16 protein-coding genes are annotated in these 20,127 nt (G+C 71.8%); 8 read left to right on the forward strand and 8 right to left on the reverse strand.

Annotation, left to right across the window (positions count from 1 at the left end; all coding sequences use genetic code 11):
• Positions 1-31: 31 nt before the first annotated feature.
• Positions 32-2,932 carry a BTAD domain-containing putative transcriptional regulator gene (locus AB0I89_RS05580; protein WP_357120609.1) on the reverse strand — a complete coding sequence of 967 codons (2,901 nt, stop codon included), beginning with the start codon at positions 2,930-2,932 and terminating at the stop codon, positions 32-34.
• A 248-nt stretch (positions 2,933-3,180) separates the two neighbouring features.
• On the opposite strand from AB0I89_RS05580, the gene AB0I89_RS05585 reads away from it, so the two are divergent.
• The 4 genes from AB0I89_RS05585 (at position 3,181) to AB0I89_RS05600 (ending at position 5,842) form a co-directional block, all read left to right on the forward strand.
• Entirely contained in the window at positions 3,181-4,137 is a 957-nt protein-coding gene (locus AB0I89_RS05585) for a sigma-70 family RNA polymerase sigma factor (protein WP_357120612.1), read from the forward strand.
• 51 nt (positions 4,138-4,188) lie between these two features.
• The gene (locus AB0I89_RS05590) at positions 4,189-4,941 is read left to right on the forward strand and encodes a GNAT family N-acetyltransferase (protein WP_357120615.1); all 753 of its coding nucleotides are present in this window, start codon (positions 4,189-4,191) and stop codon (positions 4,939-4,941) included.
• A 140-nt stretch (positions 4,942-5,081) separates the two neighbouring features.
• Entirely contained in the window at positions 5,082-5,537 is a 456-nt protein-coding gene (locus AB0I89_RS05595) for a hypothetical protein (RefSeq protein ID WP_357120618.1), read from the forward strand.
• Positions 5,538-5,539: 2 nt separating this feature from the next.
• Positions 5,540-5,842, forward strand: a complete 303-nt coding sequence (locus AB0I89_RS05600) for a transcriptional regulator (protein WP_357120621.1) — start codon at positions 5,540-5,542, stop codon at positions 5,840-5,842.
• A 255-nt stretch (positions 5,843-6,097) separates the two neighbouring features.
• Here the strand turns inward: AB0I89_RS05600 and AB0I89_RS05605 are convergent, their stop codons facing one another.
• The 3 genes from AB0I89_RS05605 to AB0I89_RS05615 all read right to left on the reverse strand — a co-directional run bounded on the left by AB0I89_RS05605 (position 6,098) and on the right by AB0I89_RS05615 (position 9,828).
• Complete coding sequence (locus tag AB0I89_RS05605; RefSeq protein WP_357120624.1) at positions 6,098-7,693, reverse strand: Na+/H+ antiporter; 1,596 nt, start codon at positions 7,691-7,693, stop codon at positions 6,098-6,100.
• Positions 7,694-7,781: 88 nt separating this feature from the next.
• A complete protein-coding gene (locus AB0I89_RS05610) occupies positions 7,782-8,393 on the reverse strand; it encodes a YdeI/OmpD-associated family protein (RefSeq protein WP_357120627.1) in 612 nt (203 codons plus the stop codon).
• A 136-nt stretch (positions 8,394-8,529) separates the two neighbouring features.
• Positions 8,530-9,828 (reverse strand): cellulose-binding domain-containing protein, encoded by a 1,299-nt coding sequence (locus AB0I89_RS05615; RefSeq protein ID WP_357120630.1) that lies wholly within the window; start codon positions 9,826-9,828, stop codon positions 8,530-8,532.
• A 384-nt stretch (positions 9,829-10,212) separates the two neighbouring features.
• Here AB0I89_RS05615 and AB0I89_RS05620 point away from each other — a divergent pair, with 384 nt between their 5' ends.
• Entirely contained in the window at positions 10,213-12,195 is a 1,983-nt protein-coding gene (locus AB0I89_RS05620) for a GTP-binding protein (protein ID WP_357120633.1), read from the forward strand.
• Here AB0I89_RS05620 and AB0I89_RS05625 read toward each other — a convergent pair.
• Positions 12,158-12,658: a YcxB family protein gene (locus AB0I89_RS05625; protein ID WP_357120636.1), complete on the reverse strand. Its 501-nt coding sequence runs from the start codon at positions 12,656-12,658 to the stop codon at positions 12,158-12,160. The genes AB0I89_RS05620 and AB0I89_RS05625 overlap by 38 nt on opposite strands.
• A gap of 93 nt (positions 12,659-12,751) precedes the next feature.
• Between AB0I89_RS05625 and AB0I89_RS05630 the strand changes: the two genes are divergently transcribed.
• On the forward strand, positions 12,752-13,312 hold the full coding sequence (locus tag AB0I89_RS05630; protein WP_357120639.1) for a hypothetical protein: 561 nt from the start codon (positions 12,752-12,754) through the stop codon (positions 13,310-13,312).
• Between the two features lie 22 nt (positions 13,313-13,334).
• Positions 13,335-14,555: an MFS transporter gene (locus AB0I89_RS05635; protein WP_357120642.1), complete on the forward strand. Its 1,221-nt coding sequence runs from the start codon at positions 13,335-13,337 to the stop codon at positions 14,553-14,555.
• An 11-nt stretch (positions 14,556-14,566) separates the two neighbouring features.
• Here the strand turns inward: AB0I89_RS05635 and AB0I89_RS05640 are convergent, their stop codons facing one another.
• Entirely contained in the window at positions 14,567-15,805 is a 1,239-nt protein-coding gene (locus AB0I89_RS05640) for a hypothetical protein (protein ID WP_357120644.1), read from the reverse strand.
• Positions 15,806-16,077: 272 nt separating this feature from the next.
• Between AB0I89_RS05640 and AB0I89_RS05645 the strand changes: the two genes are divergently transcribed.
• On the forward strand, positions 16,078-17,601 hold the full coding sequence (locus tag AB0I89_RS05645; protein WP_357120646.1) for an RICIN domain-containing protein: 1,524 nt from the start codon (positions 16,078-16,080) through the stop codon (positions 17,599-17,601).
• A gap of 71 nt (positions 17,602-17,672) precedes the next feature.
• On the opposite strand, the gene AB0I89_RS05650 is transcribed toward AB0I89_RS05645, so the two are convergent.
• Together AB0I89_RS05650 and AB0I89_RS05655 are read right to left on the reverse strand one after the other, a co-directional pair.
• Positions 17,673-18,800, reverse strand: a complete 1,128-nt coding sequence (locus AB0I89_RS05650; protein WP_357120649.1) for a glycosyl hydrolase 53 family protein — start codon at positions 18,798-18,800, stop codon at positions 17,673-17,675.
• 25 nt (positions 18,801-18,825) lie between these two features.
• Entirely contained in the window at positions 18,826-20,016 is a 1,191-nt protein-coding gene (locus AB0I89_RS05655) for a cellulose binding domain-containing protein (RefSeq protein WP_357120652.1), read from the reverse strand.
• Positions 20,017-20,127 lie beyond the last annotated feature (111 nt).

Consider the following 20,127-nt stretch of genomic DNA (forward strand, 5'->3'; position numbering starts at 1 on the left):
TTCCCCGGGCGGGCCACGACAAACCGCCCGCTCACGCCAGTTTCTGGGCCAGTCGGGTGACCGAGGCACGCATCCCCTCGGTGCCGCCGTCGGGAAACTCCCGCAGCAGCGTGCGCGCCTGTTCGAACGCCCGGCGGGAACCGGGCAGGTCACCGACGGCGATGAGCACGTCGGCCATCTGCCGCAGCGCGGCGAACTGCGACGGCCGGTTCCCCACGCGCCGCGCCGTGCTCGCCGCGAGTTCCAGCTCCGTCACCGCCTCCGCGACCCGGCCGGTCTCGACCAGGTTGTCCGCGACGGCGGCGCGAATCGCGCTCTCCTCGTGCGCACGCCCCGCCCGCTGGTTGAGGTCGAGCGCCTCCCGGAGCACCTGGATCGACTCAGCGACCTGCCCCAGGGCGGTCAACGACCGTCCCATCCGCAGCAGGCTGCAGATCTCGCCCTGCCGGTGGCCGAGCAGCCGGAACAACGCCAGCGCCTGCGTGCTGTGCGTGAGCGCGCGGTCGTGTCGGCCCAGCACGCTGAGCACCTGGTGGCAGTTGTTGTGCACCAACGCCTGTTCCAGACGCATGCCCCGGTCCTGGTAGGTCGGTGCGGCCTCGCCGAGCAGGCCGAGCGCCTCCTCGTGGGCTCCGAGAAAGTACCGGGCGCCCGCCAGGCTGCGCAGGACGTGCGCTTCCCCGACGACGTCGTGGCGTGCCCGCGCGGCACGTAGCGCGTTGCGCATGACGTCCTCCCAGTCCTGGAAGCGTCCGGCCCACTGCAGGTACTGCTGCATCGAGATGGCGAGCTGCCACGGCACGATGCCGTACCCGACGTCGGCGGCGAGGCGCACCACCTCCGTGAGCACCTCCCGCTGGCGGTCGAACCAGGCGATCGCTTCGTCGTGCGTGCCCGGCCGCTCGACGACGACACCGGGCAGCGGCGGCGCCGGCTCGATCGGCGAACGGTTCGGGTTCAACGCAAGCTGCGCCTGGTAGCTGCTGTGCAGATAGTGCTGCAGCAGGCGGCTGAGCGCCGCCTGTCGTTCCGCCGCCGGCTCCTCGGCCTCCCACAGCTCCTCGGCGTACGCCTTGACCAGCACGTGCGACGTGAGTCTGCCGTCCTCGTGCTCGCTCACCAGCGCCGCGTCGATCAGCTCGGCGAGCAGGGCACGCGTGGTGTCCGGGCCGCGGTCGGCGAGGCTCACGCAGGCCTCGGCCGTGACACCGGGCAGCGGGGCGGCCGACAGCAGTCGGAACAGCCGGGCGGCCTCCGGACTGAGCTGCCGATAGGACCACGAGAAGGCCGTCCGGGGATCGACCAACCCGCGGCTGGCCGCGAACGCCTCGAGCCGGTGGGCGCTGTCGCGCAGCTCGGCGGCGATGGTGGCGAGCGACAGGCCCGGACGAGCGGCGATCCGGGCCGCCAGGATGGCCAGCGCCAGCGGTAGCCGGCCACACAGCTCGATGATCTCGTCGGCCGTGCCGGCCCCCTTCCCGTCGTCGGTCGACCGGCTTGGCAGGCCGGCGAGACGACGTTCGAGCAGTCGACGGGCCGTCGGCAGGTCGGGCGGGTCGACCCGGAGCAGGTGCGCGCCGTCGAAGGCCGCGAGGCCGACGAGGGCCCGCCGGCTGGTGACGATCACGAGACTCCGTGCCGAGTTCGGCAGCAGCGGGCGCACCTGGGCGGCGTCGTGGGCGTTGTCCAGCAGGAAGAGCATCTGCTTACCGGCCGTCATGCTGCGGTACGTGCCGATCCGCGCGTCGAACGTGTCGGGCACGTCGGAGGCGGGCACGCCCACCATGTGCAGCAGCGAGCGTACGGCGTCGTCGGCCGACAGGCGCTCGCCCGCGCAGAGGTGCCCCCGCAGGTCGAGGTAGAGCTGTCCGTCGGCGAACTCGTCGGCCACCCGGTGGGCGAAGTGCGTGGCGAGCGTCGAGGTGCCCACTCCACCCATGCCGTCCATCGCGATCACCAGTGGACTGGTCCGCCCGGCGGTCCGCATCCCCGTGGTCAGGTCGCCCAGGATCAGCAGTTCGGACTCGCGGCCCACGAAGAAGGGCGGGTCCGGCGGGAGCTGCGCCGGGCGGACCAGCGGTGCCGGCCGGGCCACCACGGGGTCCGCGTCCTCGGCGGGTGTCAGCGCCGTCTGGGTGAGGGCCCGCCGATGGGCGTCCTGTAGGTGGTAGCCGGGGTCGATGCCCAACTCCTCGTCGAGGCGCGTCCGGATGACGCCGTACACGGCCAACGCCTCCGCCTGCTGCCCCGCCGCGGCGAGGGTCGTCACGAGGCTCGCGTGGACCGGTTCGTTGAGCTCACCCATCGTCGCCGCGAGCCGCAGCGGCGTCAGGACCCGGGCGGGCTGACGCAGCCGTACGGCCACCGCGGCGGCGGCGATCGCGGCGTCGAAGAACTCGCCGTCGATGCCCGCGCAGACCGCCGCGGCGGCGGCGCTGTCGAGAAGCCCGTCACCGGACGAACCGTGGCAGCGCCCCAGCGCGTCGAGATACTGCTCCAACGCCTGGTCCGGGCGGTCCTGCGCCAGGCTGGACTTGGCCGCCGAGACGTCGCGGCGGAACGCGACGAGGTCGAGCGTCTCCGGCTCGGCCACGAAGAGGTACCCGTTGCCGTGCCGCAACAGGTACGAGCCGACGGCCCGCGCGGGCAGGTCGGGTTCGAGCAGGCGGCGCAGCGCCGCGACGTACTTGTGGATCAGGTTCACGGCGCTGGCCGGCGAATCTGGACCCCAGACGAGATCCATCAGATCGCTGGTGGTGGTGGGACGCCCCTGCCGGGCCAGCAGGACCGCCAGGAGGCGGCGTTGCTGGCGCGGGCCCGCGTCGAGTTCGGCCGCACCGCGCCAGACCCGCAGCGGGCCCATGATCTGCAGGCGCGGTCCCCCCTGCGACGCCGGTTCCGCTGTCCGACCGGAGCCGACATCGTCCGTCACGTTGATCACGCTGCGTCCACCGAGTGGAGGTCTACTTGACGACGACTGGATCGGACAGTTCGCCGCAGGATCCGACAATCCCGGGCGCGGGGAAGCCGACACCGGGGTCGAAGGCGGCACGCACCGACCGGCTCGGCCCTGCGGAGGCGAGGTCCTGTCTCGTAACCCATGTTCAGCAGACGTCGCCGGCGAGACGAAAGTTCGATCCTCTTAATGGATTTTTCCCACCGGCGAGCTAGCGTTCCCGGATGCTTCTCCCGACCTCGACGCACGTGTCGGCCGACGACACGGTCGAGCAGGTCCGGAGCGCCCAGCAGGGCGATCCGGCCAGCTTCGCGCTGCTTCTCGACCGCCACTACGCCGGCATGCTCGCGGTGGCACACCGTCTGTTGGGCTCCCGGCCCGACGCCGAGGACGCCTGCCAGGATGCGGCGATCACGGCGTTCAGCCGCATCGGTGAGCTGCGCGACCCCGGCGCCGCGCGGTCCTGGCTACACGCCATCGTGCGCAACAACTGCCGGACGATGCTCCGCGCCCGCATCCCCGTTCCGGTCGGGGTGGCCGGCGAGAATCTGCTCGCCTCGGAGCTGGACGACCCGGTCGCCCGCATCGAGCGCAGCGCCATGCGGGACTGGGTCTGGCACGCGATCCAGCAGTTGTCGCCGGCCGCGCAGACGGTGGCGTTGCTGCGGTACTTCACCAACAACAACTCGTACGAGCAGATCGCCGACCTCTGCGGTACGCCGGTCGGCACTGTCCGTAGTCGCCTGAGCGAGGCACGCCGGCAGTTGGCCGAGGTCCTCCCCCGTGTGCACGACGAGCGGCACGGCGAGACCGTGGCGCTGCGCGCCGAACGACAGCAGGAGGCGGCGACCATCCTGTCGGCGGTGCCGGACGGCGCCAGGCTGAACAAGGTGGCCGCCCGCTGGGCCGAGGACATGACCTTCTGGTGGCCGAGCGGCATCCGGACGACCGGTCGGGAACCGGTCTTCGCCGTCATGCGGCAGGACTACGAGTCCGGCGTCGCTGCCAGGATCACCGGAGTGCTCGCCGGGTCCGGCGTCACGATCTGGGAGAACGCCTTCATCAACCCGCCGGAGGATCCGCACCACTGCCCGCCCGGGGGGACCTGGTTGCTGAGGGAGAAAGAGGGCCTGGTGCGCGAAGTGCGCCTTCTGCACACCCCACGGCCGCCCCGGTTCTAGAGAATCCGCGGCGGAATCGAACTTTCCCCCGCCGAGCCATGTCCTGAGGGTATGACCACGTACTCCATCCACGACCTGGAACCACAGCTCGCCGCGAACCGCACGTACTGGTGCGGTTGGGCCGGCGCCCAGCCCGACACCGACCTGCCGACCTATCGCACCGACATCCCGCACCCGCTTCTCAACGGTGTCCTGCGCGTACGCGGGCGGCAGCTCGACGACGCGATCACGGAGGCGAGGAAGCACCTGACCGGCTCGGTCTGGGGCTGGTGGGTGGGTGCGGACAGCGACGAGGGCACCGCCGAGGGACTGCTCGCGCGCGGCGCGACCCAGATCTCCGACATGCCCGTCATGGCGGTGGACGTGACCACGCTGGCCGAGGTCGAGGGCCCCAGCGACCTGCGGATCCAGGTCGCCGCCACGCCGGCCGAGATGCGCGAGTACGTCGAGGCGTACGCCGGGCCGCTCGGCGTCCCCGGCGACCTCGGGCTCGTCGTCGACCGGGAACTGTCCTTCGCCTATCCGGACGTGATCCGCCTCGCCGGCATCGTGGACGGCCGCACCGTGGGCACGTGCACCCTGTCGCTCGGCACCGACGTCGGCGCTCTGTACTGCATCGCCACCCACCCCGACCACCGTCGCAAGGGCATCGCGACCGCCCTCACCCGCGAGGCGCTGCGCATCACCCGCGCGGCCGGACTGCGGATCGCCACCCTCCAGGCGAGCAGTGAGGGCGAGCCGGTGTACCGGCAGATCGGCTTCGACACCGTCACCCGCTACCGCCTCTACCAGCTCCCGGAGTGAGTCCGCGGCGCTGTCGGGCGGGTCGTACGCCGGTCGGCGCGGCAGCGTGCTGACCGGTTCGGCAACAACTTGCTCGTACGGAAAGTGAGTGTTAACTTTCCGTACGAGCAAGTACTTTCCCTAGCTCAAGGAGTTGCGCGATGAGCACCACCCCGACCCCAGAAGAGGCACGGCGAGCTCTCGAGGACGTCGACCGGCGCCGGGACCAGACGGCGGCGGCCGCCAGCCGGTCACGCTGGACCTGGCTCGCGGCCGGAATCCTCGTCGCGGCGTACGGGATCGTGGCCGACCGTTATCCGGACTTCGTGCGCACCTACGGCACCACCATCGTCATCCTGCTTCTGCTCGCCTCGATGGCGGCCAACACCCGATGGGGAGCGGCGCTGCTGCGGCGTCCGGTGCGTCCCCGGGCCACCCCCGACACGTCGAGCCTGCTGTGGTCGGCCCTGGTGCTGGCCCTCCTGATCGGTGGCGCGGCCTTCGCCACCGCCCTGGACGTCCCGCACCTCTGGGCGTGGTTCGGCCTGGTGGGTGGTGTCCTGCTGGCCGCCGCCGGGCCGTGGTGGCAGCGCCGCGTCCTCACCCGCCCGGCCTGACCGTGGCGGCCGACCCGAAGCTGGACCCGGTCCTGCTCGATCCCACCCGGCTGGCCATCCTGGCGCTGCTGGCGGGGACCGAGTGGGCCGAGTTCGCGTTCGTCCGCGACGCCATGGACCTGAGCGATTCCGCCCTTTCCAAGCGGATCTCGAACCTGAGCGACCGCGGTTACGTCGAGGTGCGCAAGGGCTACGTGGGCAAGCGACCCCGCACGTGGATCAACCTCTCCGTGGCCGGGCGGTCGGCCCTGAGCGGCCACATCGCCGCCCTGCGGGACATCGCCGCCCGCGTGGACGGGCCTTAGTCCGTGTGTCAACGACTGCACCCGCTTCACCCACGTCATGGCCGCGATCCGGGTCGAGCGACCAGGGCCCGTGCGACTGACGGCGACAGCACCCTGATGAGCGTGATGCCTGTGAGTCATCTAGATGACTCACAGGCATCACGCTCATCAGCAATACCGCCGCCGCTCAGCGACCGGCCCCGACCGTGTTGATCGCGGCCTCGTTCCAGGCCACCGTCACCATCGCCGCGCTGCTCCAACCTTTGAAGATCCGGCCTAGCGGTTGTCGTTGTCGCGGCGCTGGGTCATGTGGACCTGTTCGAGGTCGAGTCCGTCCTGGACCCGGCGAAGCACCTCGTCGTCAATCTCGCCCGCGTCGCGCATGCGCACGACGGTCTCGTGGCGGTGGTCGATGACCGCGAGGTGCAGGTCGGCGTACTGCTTCTCGTAGTCGGCCGCGGCCTCGTCCGGGCCGGCGGGGGCGTCACCGTCGCGCAGCACCCGCAGCCGGCGGTCGTACTCCGTGCGCAGCTGCTCGTGCACGTCGTCGCTCGTGCCCAGCTCGGCGGCCATCGTGGGCAGGGACTCCAACGCCCGGTCCATGGACGTGATCTCGGCCTGCCGACGTTCCCGCTCGGCCTCGGAGTCGGCGCCCAGCCCGGCCCAGCGCGTCACCCGGGGCATCAGCGGCGCCTGCACCAGCAGGGTCACGGCGATCACGACAGCCGTGACGAAGACGATGAGGTCACGGTCCGGGAACTCCGCTCCGGAGGGAAGCGTGTGCGGTACGGCCAGCGCCGCCGCCATCGACACGGCACCCCGGAACCCGGCCGCCGACATGAGCGCCCGGGGACGCCCGCTCAGTCGTCGTTCCCGCTGCTGCGGTCGCCGGTCGATCGCCCGGATCACGTACGGGCTGGTGAAGAGCCAGCCGAAGCGCACCGCGACGATGACCGCGCAGACCACGAGCGCGACGAGCATGCCGTGTGCCAGACCGGTGTGGTCCAGCCCGCGCACCGCCGACTGCGCCTCCAGCCCCACCAGGACGAACAGCGCGGCGTTCGCCAGCATGGTCACGAACTCCATGACGGTGTGGACCTGCCGGCGCGCGTTACCAGGGAACAGGCGTGGCGAGGCACGGCCCACCCACAGTCCGCTGACCACGGCCGCGAGGACGCCGGACACCTCGGCCGCCTCCGCGATCAGGTAGGCGGTCAGGGGTGTCAGCAGCGCGAGCAGATTGTGCTGGAAGGGGTCGGTCAGCCGGCGACGGATCTGCAGGACGAGGAACGTCACGACCGCGCCGGACGCGATGCCACCGAGGTACGAGAAGGCGAACAACCCGGCGACCCGACCGACGCTCAGGTGCTCCTCGCCCAGGGTGATCCCGACCGCGAGCGTGTAGATCACCAGCGCCGTACCGTCGTTGACCAGGCTCTCCGCGCGCAACGTGGTCGCGATACGACGGGGCAGCATCCGGCCCAGGACGCCGACCGCCGTCGCGTCGGTCGGCGCGACGGCGGCGCCCAGCACCCATGCCGCTCCCCAGCCGAGCCCGAGCGCGTGCGCGGCGACCGCCACACCGGCCGCCGTCGCCACCACGAGCAGGGTGCTCAGCAGCACGATGACCCGCAGGTTCCGGCGCATCTCGCGCAGTGAGGAGGAGAACGCCTCCCAGTAGAGCAGCACCGGAAGGAACACCAACAGGACTGCCTCGGGCGGCAGGTGCACCCCGCGCAGCGCGGGGGCGAAGCCGAGGAGGACACCGGCGATCAGCAGCAGCACCGGCGGAGCGATCCGGAGCCGACGGGCCGCGCCCGTACCGACCAGGATCGCGACACCGACCGCCACGACCAGGGCGAGGCTGGACACGAGGTTTCCGCTGTCCTTCGTTCGGGGGTGACTCGGACCCGGCAAGGATGACCGGACCCAGTGGACGGCTACTTGACGCTCCCCCGGGTCACGACGACGGAGGGCTCGACGGCCTGGCCTTCTGCGGGTACGGGGTCTCGTGGCGGGCGAGCATGGCGACGAACTCGGCGATCTTCCGCTCGCGGGTCTCAACCCGCTTGACCGCGTTGACGCGGTGGATGAGAGAGAACCGGTTGGTTTTGGTGAGCACGTCGAACATGGCCTGGGCGGCGGGATCGGCGGCGATGGCGGCGAGCAGGTCGGCCGGCACCTCGGCTTCCGATGGCGGAGCGTACGCGGCCGCCCACCGCCCGTCGGACTTGGCGGCCTCCACCGCGGCCCGGCCGGCGGGCGTCATCCGCCCCTCGGCCTCCAGCCGCGCCACGTGCGCGACGTTGCGTTGTGACCAGATACTGCGCGGACGGCGGGGGGTGAACCGGATCCAGGAGGACTCCTCGTCCCGCTTGCGGGCCTGCCCGTCGATCCAGCCGTAACAGAGCGCCTCGTCGACCGCCTGCTGCCAGGTCAGCGTCGTGACCGTGCCGCCCTTCTTGGTCAGGGCCAGCCAGACGCCCGGCGACGTGGCGTGGTTGGCGGACAGCCACCCGCGCAGCGCCTCGGCGTCCACGACGATCAGCTCCTGGAGTTCGGCGCTCGCCATGACAGCAGGCTATCGTCGCGCCGGTCGGCCAGCCTCCACCAGGTGGGCCGTTCCGGCACCGACCAGCGGTGCGCGCGGGGACGGCCGGGGGTGCGGCACGTCGACCGTGCCACACCCCCGATCCCACCTCCGGTGGTCAGCAGCCGATCCGACTGGCTCCGACCGCGACGTCGTCGTACCAGAGGGTGTCGGACCCGTTGCCGTAGCTCTCCCAGCCCAGCTTCAGGTCGGTGAGCTGCGGTCGCCAGGTGCGGTTGTACCACTGCCCGTCGATGTCGTGCGTGGGTACGCCGTCCGCGGTCAGCCCCGCGACGGCGGCGCCGTCCAGCCAGGTGCGGAGCTGACCGGACGAGCCGTCCACCATGAACTCCAGGCAGGTCCACCGGTTGGTGGGCAGCGGCACGCTCTGTGCCACCCCGGCCGGGCTCTGCTCCGGCAGGGTCGCGTCGTCGGAGGCGCGGTTCCACTGCAGGGCGCCGTTCTGGCCGCCCATCCGCAGGTCCCGGTTACCGTCGGCGGCGTCGGTCATCGCCATCATCGTGGTGTGGTCGGTGGGCTGGGCGGTGGTGTGCCGGACCCAGATCCGGCCGTAGCGGACGCTGCCCACGCTGCCGAGGTTCTTCGTCGACCTGATGAAGACGTGGTTGCAGTACCCGGCCGCCCCGTTGATCCGCACGGCTCGGCTGCCGCTGTGCGTGGTGGTCGTGTCGATGGTGGCGGTTCCGGCGCCGGAACAGTCCGGGCTCACGACGGCCCAGTCGCCGGACGGTGTCGAACCGGTCTGGTTCTCGAAGCCGTCGCAGAGCACCGCTCCGGCACAGCCGACCGGCGGCGGCGTCGTCGGCGGGGGCGTCGTGGGCGGGGGCGTGGTCGGCGGCGGCGTCGTGGGAGGCGGCGTCGTCGGCGGCGGCGTCGTCGGCGGGGGCGTCGTCGGCGGGGGCGTCGTGGGAGGCGGCGTCGTCGGCGGGGGCGTCGTGGGAGGCGGCGTCGTCGGCGGGGGCGTCGTCGGCGCGACGCCGTTGCACGGTACGCCGTTCAGGCTGAAGCCGGTCGGCGCTCCACCGCTGGTGCCGTACGTGCCCTGCACGCCGAACTCGGTGACGCCACCGGCCGGAATGCTTCCGTTGTACGACATGTTGCGGGCGGTCACCGTCGATCCGGACTGGCTGACCGTGGCGTTCCAGCCGCTCGTGACGCGCTCGTTCCCGGCGTACGTCCAGGTGACGGTCCAGGTGGAGACGGCGGTGTCGCCCGGGCTGACCTTGACGCTGGCGGTGAAACCGCCGGGCCACTGGTTGGGCGTGTAGTCGACCCGGCAGCCCTGGGCGGCCGCGGCCGGCGCGACGAGCAGGGCCGTGCCGGTCGCGGTCACGGCGGCGGCCAACGCGGCGACGACCGCGAGGGTCGGGGCGGGGCGGGCGCGGAGAATGGTCATGGGAAGTCCTTCTGCCATCAAGCGGGAGACCGGCGCGGCAGCGCGCGTCCGGGGCGGACGCGGCGACACGCCGGGTACGGCGCGGCGATGCGCCACAGCGAGTGGTCGATGCGTACGACCGACGTGCCCGGCTCGAGGTGAAGCTGTCAGTCACCGCTTCGGGTTGTTACCCGGAACGCAGTGACGCCCGCTCCCAATGTATTGACAGACCACTATCTAATCAAGCGCGCGTAAATCGGTGGCCCGACGCCGGCGGCCGTGCCAGCCTGGCCGGAGAAGGACCGGGCCCGCACGGCCCGGCACCACCAGCAGACGGGAGCACGGCGATGCGAGGACTCGAAACCCCGCCCATCCGGACGCGAGCTTTCGAGGACCAGAGCGCCTGTGCAGACCATCAACCTTGGCATCGTCGCCCACGTCGACGCCGGTAAGACCAGCCTGACCGAACGCCTGCTCCACGCCACCGGGGTCATCGACCGGCTCGGCAGCGTCGACGCGGGCACCACCCAGACCGACACCGGAGCGATCGAGCGTCGGCGGGGCATCACCATCCGCAGCGCCGTCGCCTCGTTCACCGTGCGCGACCGCCAGGTCAACCTGCTCGACACCCCCGGGCACAGCGACTTCGTGGCCGAGGTCGAACGCGCGCTCGGGGTGCTCGACGCGGCCGTGCTGGTGCTGTCGGCCGTCGAGGGCGTCCAGCCGCACAGCCGCCGGATCATGCGCATCCTCCGGTCGCTCCGGCTGCCCACCCTGATCTTCGTCAACAAGATCGACCGGGTCGGCGCCCGCGTCGACGAGCTGGTCGCGGACACGCGCCGGCTCCTCGCGCCGACCGTCGTCCCGCTGGGCACGGTCCGCGCGCCCGGCACCCCCGACGCCACCTACCGGCCGCGCCATCGGGGGTACGACCACAGCCTCGCCGAGGTTCTCGCCGAACACGACGACGAACTACTGGCCGCCCTCGTCGACGACCGGCCGCCCGACGCCGACCGCGTCGACGAGGCCCTGCGGGCACAGGTCGCGGCGGGGCAGGCGTACCCGCTGCTGTTCGGCTCGGCGCTGTCCGGGGCCGGCGTACCGGAGCTGCTGGACGCCATCGCGGCAGTGCTTCCGCCCGCGCCCCCGGGCGAACCCGACCCGCGAGCGCGGGTGTTCGCCATTGAGCGCGAGCCCTCCGGCGAACGCGTGGCCTACCTGCGCTCGTACGGCGGGCAGTTCCGGGCGCGGGAGCGGGTCACCGCGTACCGCCGGGAGTCGGACGGCCGGACCACCACGACGCACGGGCGGATCACGCGGCTCGACGTGGTCGGCGCGGCCACCGACCAGGCCGCGCTGACCGCCGGCCACATCGCCCGGGTCGGCGGTCTGACCGGGGTACGCCTCGGCGACCAGCTCGGCAGCCCGGCCGGCCTCGACGGGCGGTCGTACTTCCCCGCGCCGACCCTGGAGGCGGTGGTGCGACCCCGCGACTCGTCCCAGACGCTGGCGCTGCACGCCGCGCTGCTGGACATCGCGGACACCGACCCGTTCCTGCGGACCCGGGTGGCCCCCGAGGGCGGCACGAGCGTGCTGCTCTACGGCGAGGTGCAGCGCGAGGTGCTGAGCGCCACGCTGGCCGAGACGTACGGGGTCCAGGCGGAGTTCGGGCCGGGACGGCTCATGCACGTGGAGCGGCCGACCGGCACGGGCACCGCCGTGGAGATCATCGGACACGGCTTCTTCGGGACGGTCGGGTTCCGGGTCGAGCCCGGCGTCGGCGTGGACTACCGGCGGGAGGTCGAGCTGGGCTCGCTGCCGCTGTCGTTCCACGCGGCCATCGAGGAGGCCGCCCGCGCCGCCCTCGACCAGGGCTGTCACGGTTGGCCGGTCACCGATATCCGGATCATCCTCACCCACAGCGGCTACTGGTCGCCGATCACGACCGCCGGGCACTTCCGGGACCTCGCCCCGTACGTCCTCATGCAGGCGCTCGCCGAGGCCGGCACCCGGGTCTTCGAGCCGTGCCGCCGCTTCGAGGTGGAGGTGCCGGCCGACCGGCTCGGCCCGGTCACGTCGTACCTGGGCCGGCTCGGCGCCCGGGTCGACGGCACCGACGACGTCGCCGCCGGCTGGCGGATCAGTGGCGTGCTGCCGGCACGGCTCGAACTCCAGGCGCAGCGGCGTCTGCCCGACCTGTCCAGCGGGGAGGGGCTGTGGTCGTCGACGCCCGGCGGCGACCGACCGGTGTCCGGCGAGCCGCCGCGCCGGGCCCGCACCGACGGCAACCCGTTCGACCGGGCGGAGTACCTGCGCTTCCTCGCCCAGCCGAAGAACCGACCCGTAGCCGTCAGGGACGCGGGCCCAGGAGGCCCCGGTCGGCCATGAAGGCGCGCAACGTCTCGGCGTCCTCGGCGGACATCAGCCACCGGGGGATCACGGTCGCCGGCATCCGGCCGACGAACACGATCCAGAAGTCCGGGTTGTCCCCCACCCGCGCGACCCCGTCCCAGGCGATACCGCCGGACTCCGAGCCGCTGCGCATCATGATGTTGTCGTCGGTGATCTCGTACGCGCCCTCGACGGCGTAGTCACCCGAGCGGCGGCGGGCCCGCGAGCGTACCCAGGGCAGGTAGAGCATCGACAGCACGCCCGCGAGCACCAACGTCAGCCACAGCGGGGACGCGCGCTCACCCCAGCCCAGCCCGCGCGAGAACACCAGGCCGACCGCCCCGACCGCCACCAGCACCGCGCCGATGTAGCTGAACCGACGCAGTCGGACACCGGCGAGGGTGGCCGCCACCCGAGCGGGGTAGGCGTGGTCGGCGGGTACGTCGAAGCGGATGCGCACCCCAGAACGATAGTGCCTGCATCGGCCCGGGTCGCGGCGGACGTGGGGTCGCGGACGTTTCGGCCGCAGTGGCTTTCGGGTAGCGGATGGCGCATGAACCGCGATCTCCTGAAGGCCGTCCAGGTGGCTTGGGGGCTGCCGGAGTTCCGCGACGGGCTGCGACACCTCATCGACCTCGACGAGGTGTCCGTGCTGCTCGGCACGCTGGCCGTGCCGGATCACGACGGTGCGGTCGACCGCAGCCTGGTGGACCTGCTGCGCTCCGGCCTGGAGACGGTCGAGATCCGGGAGGCGGTGTTGCTGCTGCTGGAACGGGACGAGGTGCGCCGGCCGCTCGTGGCGGCGGCGGTGGAACCGCTCGCCGACCGACCGGGCCTCGCCGCCGCCATCGCCTCGGCCGCCGAGGATCCCGGGGTACGGCGTGCGGTCCGGGCGGCGCTGGACAGCGCCAACGTGCGTGAGCTGATCTGGCAGGCGATGGAGAACCAGCTCAGCGACCACCGGTTCGGCATGATCCGCCGGGCGGCGGCGCTGTTCGTCCGGCACCCGAGCGTGCGGCGGCTGGCGTGGGCCGCGCGCCGGCACGGCGTGCTACGCGAACTACGGCGCGGACCGCTGATCGACCAGGGGCCCTCGGCCGGCAAGGGGCTTTGACACACGCCCTTAGCGTGGTGGGGTGGCCGCGCCTCGCCCGGCACCGCCCCCGCACCTGAGCCGCCCGCTGACGTTCCTGCTCGCGCTGGCGGCCGGCGCGGCCGTCGCCAACCTGTACTGGGCGCAGCCGCTGCTCGGCGTCATCGCCGACGACCTGGACGCGCCGACGTCCACGGCCGGCTGGCTCGTCACCGCGACGCAGATCGGGTACGCCGTCGGCGTCCTGCTGCTCGTACCGCTCGGCGACGTCCTGGACCGCCGCCGCTTCGTCCCGCTGATGTTCCTGGCCTCCGCCGCCGCGCTAATGCTGTGCGCGCTGGCGCCGTCGATCGGCGTGCTCCTGGTCGCGCTCGGCGTGCTGGGCGTCACGACGATCTCCGGGCAGATCCTCACGCCGCTCGCCGGGGACCTGGCCGGCGACGCCGACCGTGGTCGGATCGTCGGTGTCGTCGGCTCGGGGACCCTCACGGGCATCCTGGCCTCCCGCACGATCAGCGGACTCGTCGCCGGCGCTGCCGGTTGGCGTGCGACCTACGCCCTCGCCGCGGTCGTCGCCGCCCTGCTCGCGGTCCTGCTCCACCGCGCGATGCCGCCGCTGCCACCGCGAGCACGCATCCCGTACCCACGGCTGCTGTTCTCGGTCGCGGCGATGGTCCGGCGGGAGCGGGCGGTCCGGTGGACGCTGGTCCTGGCCGCCGCCGGCTTCGCCGCCTTCTCGCTCTTCTGGACGGCGCTGACGTTCCTGCTCAGCGGTCCACCGTTCCACTATCCGCCGGCGGTGATCGGGATGTTCGGGCTGGTCGGACTCGCCGGTGTCCTCTCCGGCCTGCGCGGTGGTCGTCTGCACGACCGCGGCTGGTCACTTCCGGCCACCGGGGCGGCCTGGGCCCTGGCCCTGGGGGCGTTCGTCGTCGCGGCGTTCGGCGGCCGGTCCCTCGTGCTTCTCATCACCGTGGCCGTCGTGGTCGACGTCGCCTTCCAGACGCAGGCCCTGCTCAACCGTGCACGGTTGTTCGCCCTCGCGCACGAGGCGCGCAGCCGGCTCAACACGGCTCTGGCGACCGCCAACTTCATCGGCGCCGCCGCCGGTTCCGCCGCCGCGAGCACGCTCTGGTCGGCGGGCGGCTGGTCAGCGGTCGCGATCGCGGGAGCGGGCCTGGGCTGTCTGGCGCTCACCGTGTGGGCGCTGGGACGCCGTGGCCCGCTCGTCGTCGATTGTGCCGAACCAGGTCCCGTCACCTGAGGACGAGCGGGTCAGCGCGCCTGCGTCTGGTCGACGATCGGGAACGCCCGCCGTACGGCCGCCAGGAACTCGTCCCGGCGGGAAGCGTAGGTGCCGACCGCCGCCCACAGCGCCTCCAGGGCGGCCTGCAACGGATCCGACTCGCCGGCGGCCACGAGGGCCGGCAGGGCCATCGCGACCGGGTCCACCGGGCCGTCGAGCGCCGCGCGCAGCAGGTCGGTCGGCGCGGCATCCCCGCGGCGCAGCGAGGCGACGGCGATCGTGACGGTCGCCCTGCCCTGGATGCGTGTCCTGAGCGCCGTCGTGTCGGTGAAATCGGCGGGCAGCGGTCCACCCCGTTCCAGCGCCGTCCACGCGGGCCTCATCCAGTCGAGATCCGCGATGCCCGCGAGGGCGCACGCCTGCCGCGCCGCCCAGACCGCGATCTCGCGTTGGGTGACGGCGTCGGCATCGGCCACCCCGTCGACCAGGTCCCGGTCCAGCAACAGCATGCCGTGGATATTGCCGCGTACCTGTCGGAGTCGCTCGCTCGGCAGACGCCCGCCCCAGCGCCGCAACTCCTCGCGCCGCCGGTACTCCTCGTTGCGGCGATCCTCCTCCGCCCGCCTGCGCACCTCGGCCTCAACCCGTTCCCACAGCGTGAGCGGAGCCGGCAACCCGTGCGCCCAACCGTGCCAGTACGCCGCGTTGCCGCTGCCCTGGCGCAGCACCGCGTCGGCACGGCCAGCGCCGTCACCCGGGTCGCCGGCCGCGCTGGCCTCCGGCCAGAAGCAGAGCAGGTAGCGGTCCGGTCGTCGGTCCAGGTAGGTGTGGTCGTCCTCGTCGATCTCGTCGGGGTCGAGCCCGCCGAACGGATCGCTCCCCTCGTCCATGCCCGCCGCGCAGTACCGCACGCGGTAGGCCGGCAGCCGGCCACCGTCACTCTCCTGCGAGGTCAGCGGCAGGTGGGCCAGCGCCCCATCGCCCCACGGGACCAGGTCGACCACCGGGGCCCTCGGCTGGAGCGACACCTCCACCACGTCCTCCCACTCGGCGGCTGCGGTCGGCGGCTCGGCGTCGTGCAGCTCGATCCGGAACCGGACCCGTCCGGAGTGGGTGCCGGTCATCAGGAACAGCGCGCCCGGGTGTCCGGCCCCGCATAGTCCGTTGACCTGCCCGGCGAACGCCCGGTCCATGTCGGGCAGCTCGCGACTCGTCACGTAGATCTGCCCATAGTCGACCGGCGCCGGGCCGTCGAAGAGAACGCGCATCGAGCGATCCTGTCATCGACCGATCGCCCTCCGCTGCCCCGCGACGAGGCGGCCGACCACCTCGTCAGTGAGAAACGTCGATGCCTTGACACTCCACATGCGATCGCTAACACTTGGCTGCAACACGCGCTTAACACACGGAACACACGCTGTCCGCGTCAGGGTGAGGGGCCGGGTCCACCCGCGCGGCACGCCAATCACGCCGCGATTCGACCGATCATGTCCGCGGTTCGTGTTAGCGCTAACACATTCACCACCGCCTCGGAGGCATCATGGTCACACCACCCGCTGACCGCGCACCTGATTCGACGCACGATCCTCGCCTGTTACGACGGACGCTTGTCGCCCTGGTGGCCGTGCTGACGGCGATGGTCGGCGGCATCGCGGTCCGGCCCGGGCCGGCCGCTGCCGCCACCAGCCAGTTCCGGGGCATGAACTGGGCCGTGCTGGGCGACAACTTCAGCACCGGCCCTCTCGTCGTACAGGGCCTGAGCATGTCCGACAGCAACGCCACCGTGCGCGCCAAGGCCAACGCCCTCTACGACGACATGGCGTCCACGCTGGGTGTCAACACCGTCCGGCTGCCCATCAACACCCACACCGTCGGGACGGCCTGGTGGGAGGCGTATCGCGGTGCCATCGACGCCGCCACCGCCCGTGGGTTCAAGGTGATCCTCGCCTACTGGGAGGACGGCGCCGCCTCCGGCGGCAGGATCACGAACCTCGCCGCGTGGAACGCGATGTGGTCCACGGTGACCAACACGTACGGCTCGAACACCAACGTCTACTTCGAGCCGATGAACGAGCCGCACGGCTACAGCTCGGCGGAGTGGCGCACCGTCGCGGCCAACTGGCTCACCTACCACTACTCGGCCCCGCCCGGCCGGGTGCTCATCGGCGGCACCGGCTTCAGCCAGGACCTGCGTGACATCTGTAACGACAGCCGCTTCAACGCCACGCTGCTCTCCTTCCACTACTACGCCTTCTTCTACGGCGCGATGACGTACGACGCGTTCCGCGGCCACATCCAGACGCGCCTCGGCAACTGCGCCTCCCGGGCGGTCGCCACCGAGTTCGGCGCGCCCATGAACGACGGCCGCAACTACGCCGACCCGAACAGCACCGACAACTTCGTGCGGTACATCCGCGCCATGGCCCAGGTCATGCGGGACAACCAGATGGGCGGCACCTACTGGCCCGCCCTGGGCGGCAAACCCGGCACCATCGGCTACGACTGGTACTCGATGTACGCGCTCAGCGGCGGCGGCACCGACCTCAACCTCACCGTTCGCAACACCTCCGGCGCGGACCGGATCCGCTACGGCTGGGGCGACACCATCGGCGGCGGCGACCCCACGACGCCTCCCCCGACAACGGGGACCTTCTACCGGGTCGACGTGCGGCACAGCGGCAAGGCCATGGACGTCCAGTCACCGAACACGAACAACGGCGCCCGCGTCGGCCAGTACACGTACGGCGGCAACGCCTGGCAGCAGTGGCAGTTCCAGGACGCCGGCAGCGGCTACTGGCGCATCATCAGCCGCAACAGCGGGAAGTGCCTCGACGTGACGAGCGCCTCGACCGCCGACGGCGCCGAGCTGATCCAGTACACCTGCGGCAGCGGCGCCAACCAGCAGTTCCAGATGGTCACCAACGGCAGCTACTTCCAACTTCGCGCCCGGCACAGCGGCAAGTGCGTGGACGTGCCCGCCGCGTCGACCGCGGACGGGGTGGTCCTCAAGCAGTACACCTGCAACAGCGGAGCCAACCAGCAGTGGTCGCGGACGGCCGTCTGACGACCGGCACGCCAGCGCCCCCGCTCATCGTCGTAACGGTGCGCGGGGGCGCGTCGTCCGTCCCGCGAAGATCAGGGCGTCCAGCGTACGTTCGGGTTCACCCGCCCGGACCAGTCGAAGACGGCCATGTTGTCCCACTGGTTTCCGGTGCCGTTGATGTTCGCCGGGTCCCAGCCGTTGCCGTTGACGGCGTACCAGGTCGGCTCCCAGTAGAAGACACCGATGGCCCCGGCGTTGCGGGCGGTGTTCTGCACCCAGTCGAACTCCTGAGCCTGACCCGACCAGGTCGCGCTGATGCCGTCGCACGTCGCGTCGCCGATGGCGTTCGGCTCGCTGTCCGCGTTGTTCCGCGTGAAGGGGTACGCGGTCTCCGCGATCACCACCGGCCTGCCGTAGCGACCGCGCAGGTCGACGATGTTGTTGTAGAGGTTCGCCAGGCTGCCGTGCCACATGCAGTAGTAGGACAGGGCCGTGATGTCCCACTGCACGCCCTGGGCGCGGATGCCGTCGTAGAACCAGCGGGCGTTGGCGTTGCTGTCGGCGTTGGCGGTGTGGATCATCACCGGGATGCCGCCCCCGCACGCCTTGGTCGCGTTGTAGCCCTGCTTCAGCAGGCCGGCCAGCGGGCGGAAGTCGTTGTTGACGACCTTGCCCTCGTCCCACAGCATTCCGACATTGATCTCGTTGCCGATCTGCACGCTGTCCGGCAGGGTGCCCTGCCCCCGCAGGCCGGCGCAGACGTCGTAGGTGAAGTTGTATACGTCGGCGCCCAGTTGGCTCAGGGTGTGGCCGGCCCACGCGACCGGCTTGTACTGCTTGCCGGGGTCGGCCCAGGTGTCCGAGTAGTGGAAGTCGATGAGCACCTTGAGGCCCTTCGCCTTCGCCGCCCTGGCCTGGGCCAACACCCTGCTCTTGTTGTTGTAGCCGCTGGTTGGGTTGTTCCAGACGCGCAGTCGGACGTAGTTCACGCCGACGGACCTCAGGATGTCCAGTGGGTCACGGGCGACGCCGCCGGCGTCGTAGTACCGCGCGCCCAGGTCGAGGCTGCGCTGCAACGAGGAGACGTCGGCGCCCCGCATGGTGAGCGTGTTCGCGGCGGAGGCGGGCGCGGTCAGGCCGCCGAGCGTGGTGGAGACGACGAGGACGCCGGCCAGGACAGCCCCGGCCAGGAACCTACGGCGACGGTGCGGTGTGCTCACGGGACTCCTCGGGAAGGGGGCGGGCTCAACCCACCGCGCACTGGGCGCCGTTCAGCGTGAAGCCGAGCGGCGGCGCGTCGCTGGCGCTCCACCGCCCCTGGATGCCGAAGGTCGTCGAGCCGTTCGGCGCCAGGACACGGTTCCAGTCGACGTTACGGGCGGTCACGGTGGAGCCGGTCTGGCTGACCGTGGCGTTCCACGCCGAAGTCACCTGCTGGTCTCCGCTGAAGGTGAAGGTGACGATCCAACCGTCGACCGGTGCGGCCTGGGTGTTCTGGACCGTCACCGTCGCCACGAAGCCGGTCGGCCACTCCGACTGGTTCCGGTAGGTCACGCGGCACGTCGAGGGCGGCGGGGGCGACGGCGTGGACGTCGTGGGCAGGGTGACCGTGTTGGACGCGATCGACACGTTGCCCACCGCGTCCCGGGCCCGTACGTAGTACAGGTTCTGCAGCGGCGTGGACGCGGGCAGCGACGTCGTGTACGTCGTTCCCGGCACGGTGGCGATCAGCGTCGAGCTGAACCAGCCGTCGAAGCGGTAGACGTTGTACCCGAGCACGCCGACGTTGTCGGTCGACGGCGACCAGGACAGGGTGCCGTTCGAGGCGGTCACCTCGGTGACCGTCAGGTTCTGCGGGGCGCTCGGCGGGGTGGTGTCCCCGCCGGTCTCCGTCACCGGCGTGACCACGGTCAGCGCGTCCGTGGACGTCGACCGGTGCCCGAGGGTGTCCCGGGCCGCCACCCGGAACGAGTACTGCTTGCCCGGCCCGATGTACGAGGTGATCGTGGTGCTGGTGACGGCCCCGACGCTGGCGCTGTAGATGACGTCGTCGAACGCCTGGTAGTACGTGATGTCGTACCCGACGATGGCGCAGCAGCCCGGCCTGGCTGCCGCCCACGTCAGCGTGACTGATCCGGTGCGTACCTCGCTGGCGGTCAGGTTGGTGGGCGGGCTCGGCGGGAAGGGTGAGGTGCCCGGCGTGCCGGGCGGCGTGGTGGGCGGCGGTGGCGCGGTCCCGGTCGGTTCGGCGGCGGGCACTGCGCCGCCGTGCGGCGCCGGGGCGACCCCGGGGTACGCGGCGGGGGCGGCGGTGCCGGCGTCGGCCGCCGGCGCGATGCCTGCCACGGTCACGACCACCGCCGTCGAGAGCATGGCGGCGACCAGCAGACCCGGACCGAGACGGCGGAACAGCGAGGACGACGAGACGCCTGTCATACGTCGACGATGCAGCCGTCATATCGATGATCGCCAACGTATCTCATTACTCGGTCGCCTCTCTTTCGGCGTGTCACCCGGTGCGTGCCCTGGTGGGGAGACGATTCACTG

This window comes from Micromonospora sp. NPDC049801 (assembly GCF_040656575.1).
Lineage (GTDB): Bacteria > Actinomycetota > Actinomycetes > Mycobacteriales > Micromonosporaceae > Micromonospora.

Excerpts from the sequence above, each read along its gene's own strand:
- AB0I89_RS05585 (WP_357120612.1), top strand. The coding sequence starts at position 3,181 with ATGCTTCTCCCGACCTCGACGCACGTGTCGGCCGACGACACGGTCGAG.
- AB0I89_RS05590 (WP_357120615.1), top strand. The coding sequence starts at position 4,189 with ATGACCACGTACTCCATCCACGACCTGGAACCACAGCTCGCCGCGAAC.
- AB0I89_RS05595 (WP_357120618.1), top strand. The coding sequence starts at position 5,082 with ATGAGCACCACCCCGACCCCAGAAGAGGCACGGCGAGCTCTCGAGGAC.
- AB0I89_RS05610 (WP_357120627.1), bottom strand. The coding sequence starts at position 8,393 with ATGGCGAGCGCCGAACTCCAGGAGCTGATCGTCGTGGACGCCGAGGCG.
- AB0I89_RS05615 (WP_357120630.1), bottom strand. The coding sequence starts at position 9,828 with ATGACCATTCTCCGCGCCCGCCCCGCCCCGACCCTCGCGGTCGTCGCC.
- AB0I89_RS05630 (WP_357120639.1), top strand. The coding sequence starts at position 12,752 with ATGAACCGCGATCTCCTGAAGGCCGTCCAGGTGGCTTGGGGGCTGCCG.
- AB0I89_RS05640 (WP_357120644.1), bottom strand. The coding sequence starts at position 15,805 with ATGCGCGTTCTCTTCGACGGCCCGGCGCCGGTCGACTATGGGCAGATC.
- AB0I89_RS05645 (WP_357120646.1), top strand. The coding sequence starts at position 16,078 with ATGGTCACACCACCCGCTGACCGCGCACCTGATTCGACGCACGATCCT.
- AB0I89_RS05655 (WP_357120652.1), bottom strand. The coding sequence starts at position 20,016 with ATGACAGGCGTCTCGTCGTCCTCGCTGTTCCGCCGTCTCGGTCCGGGT.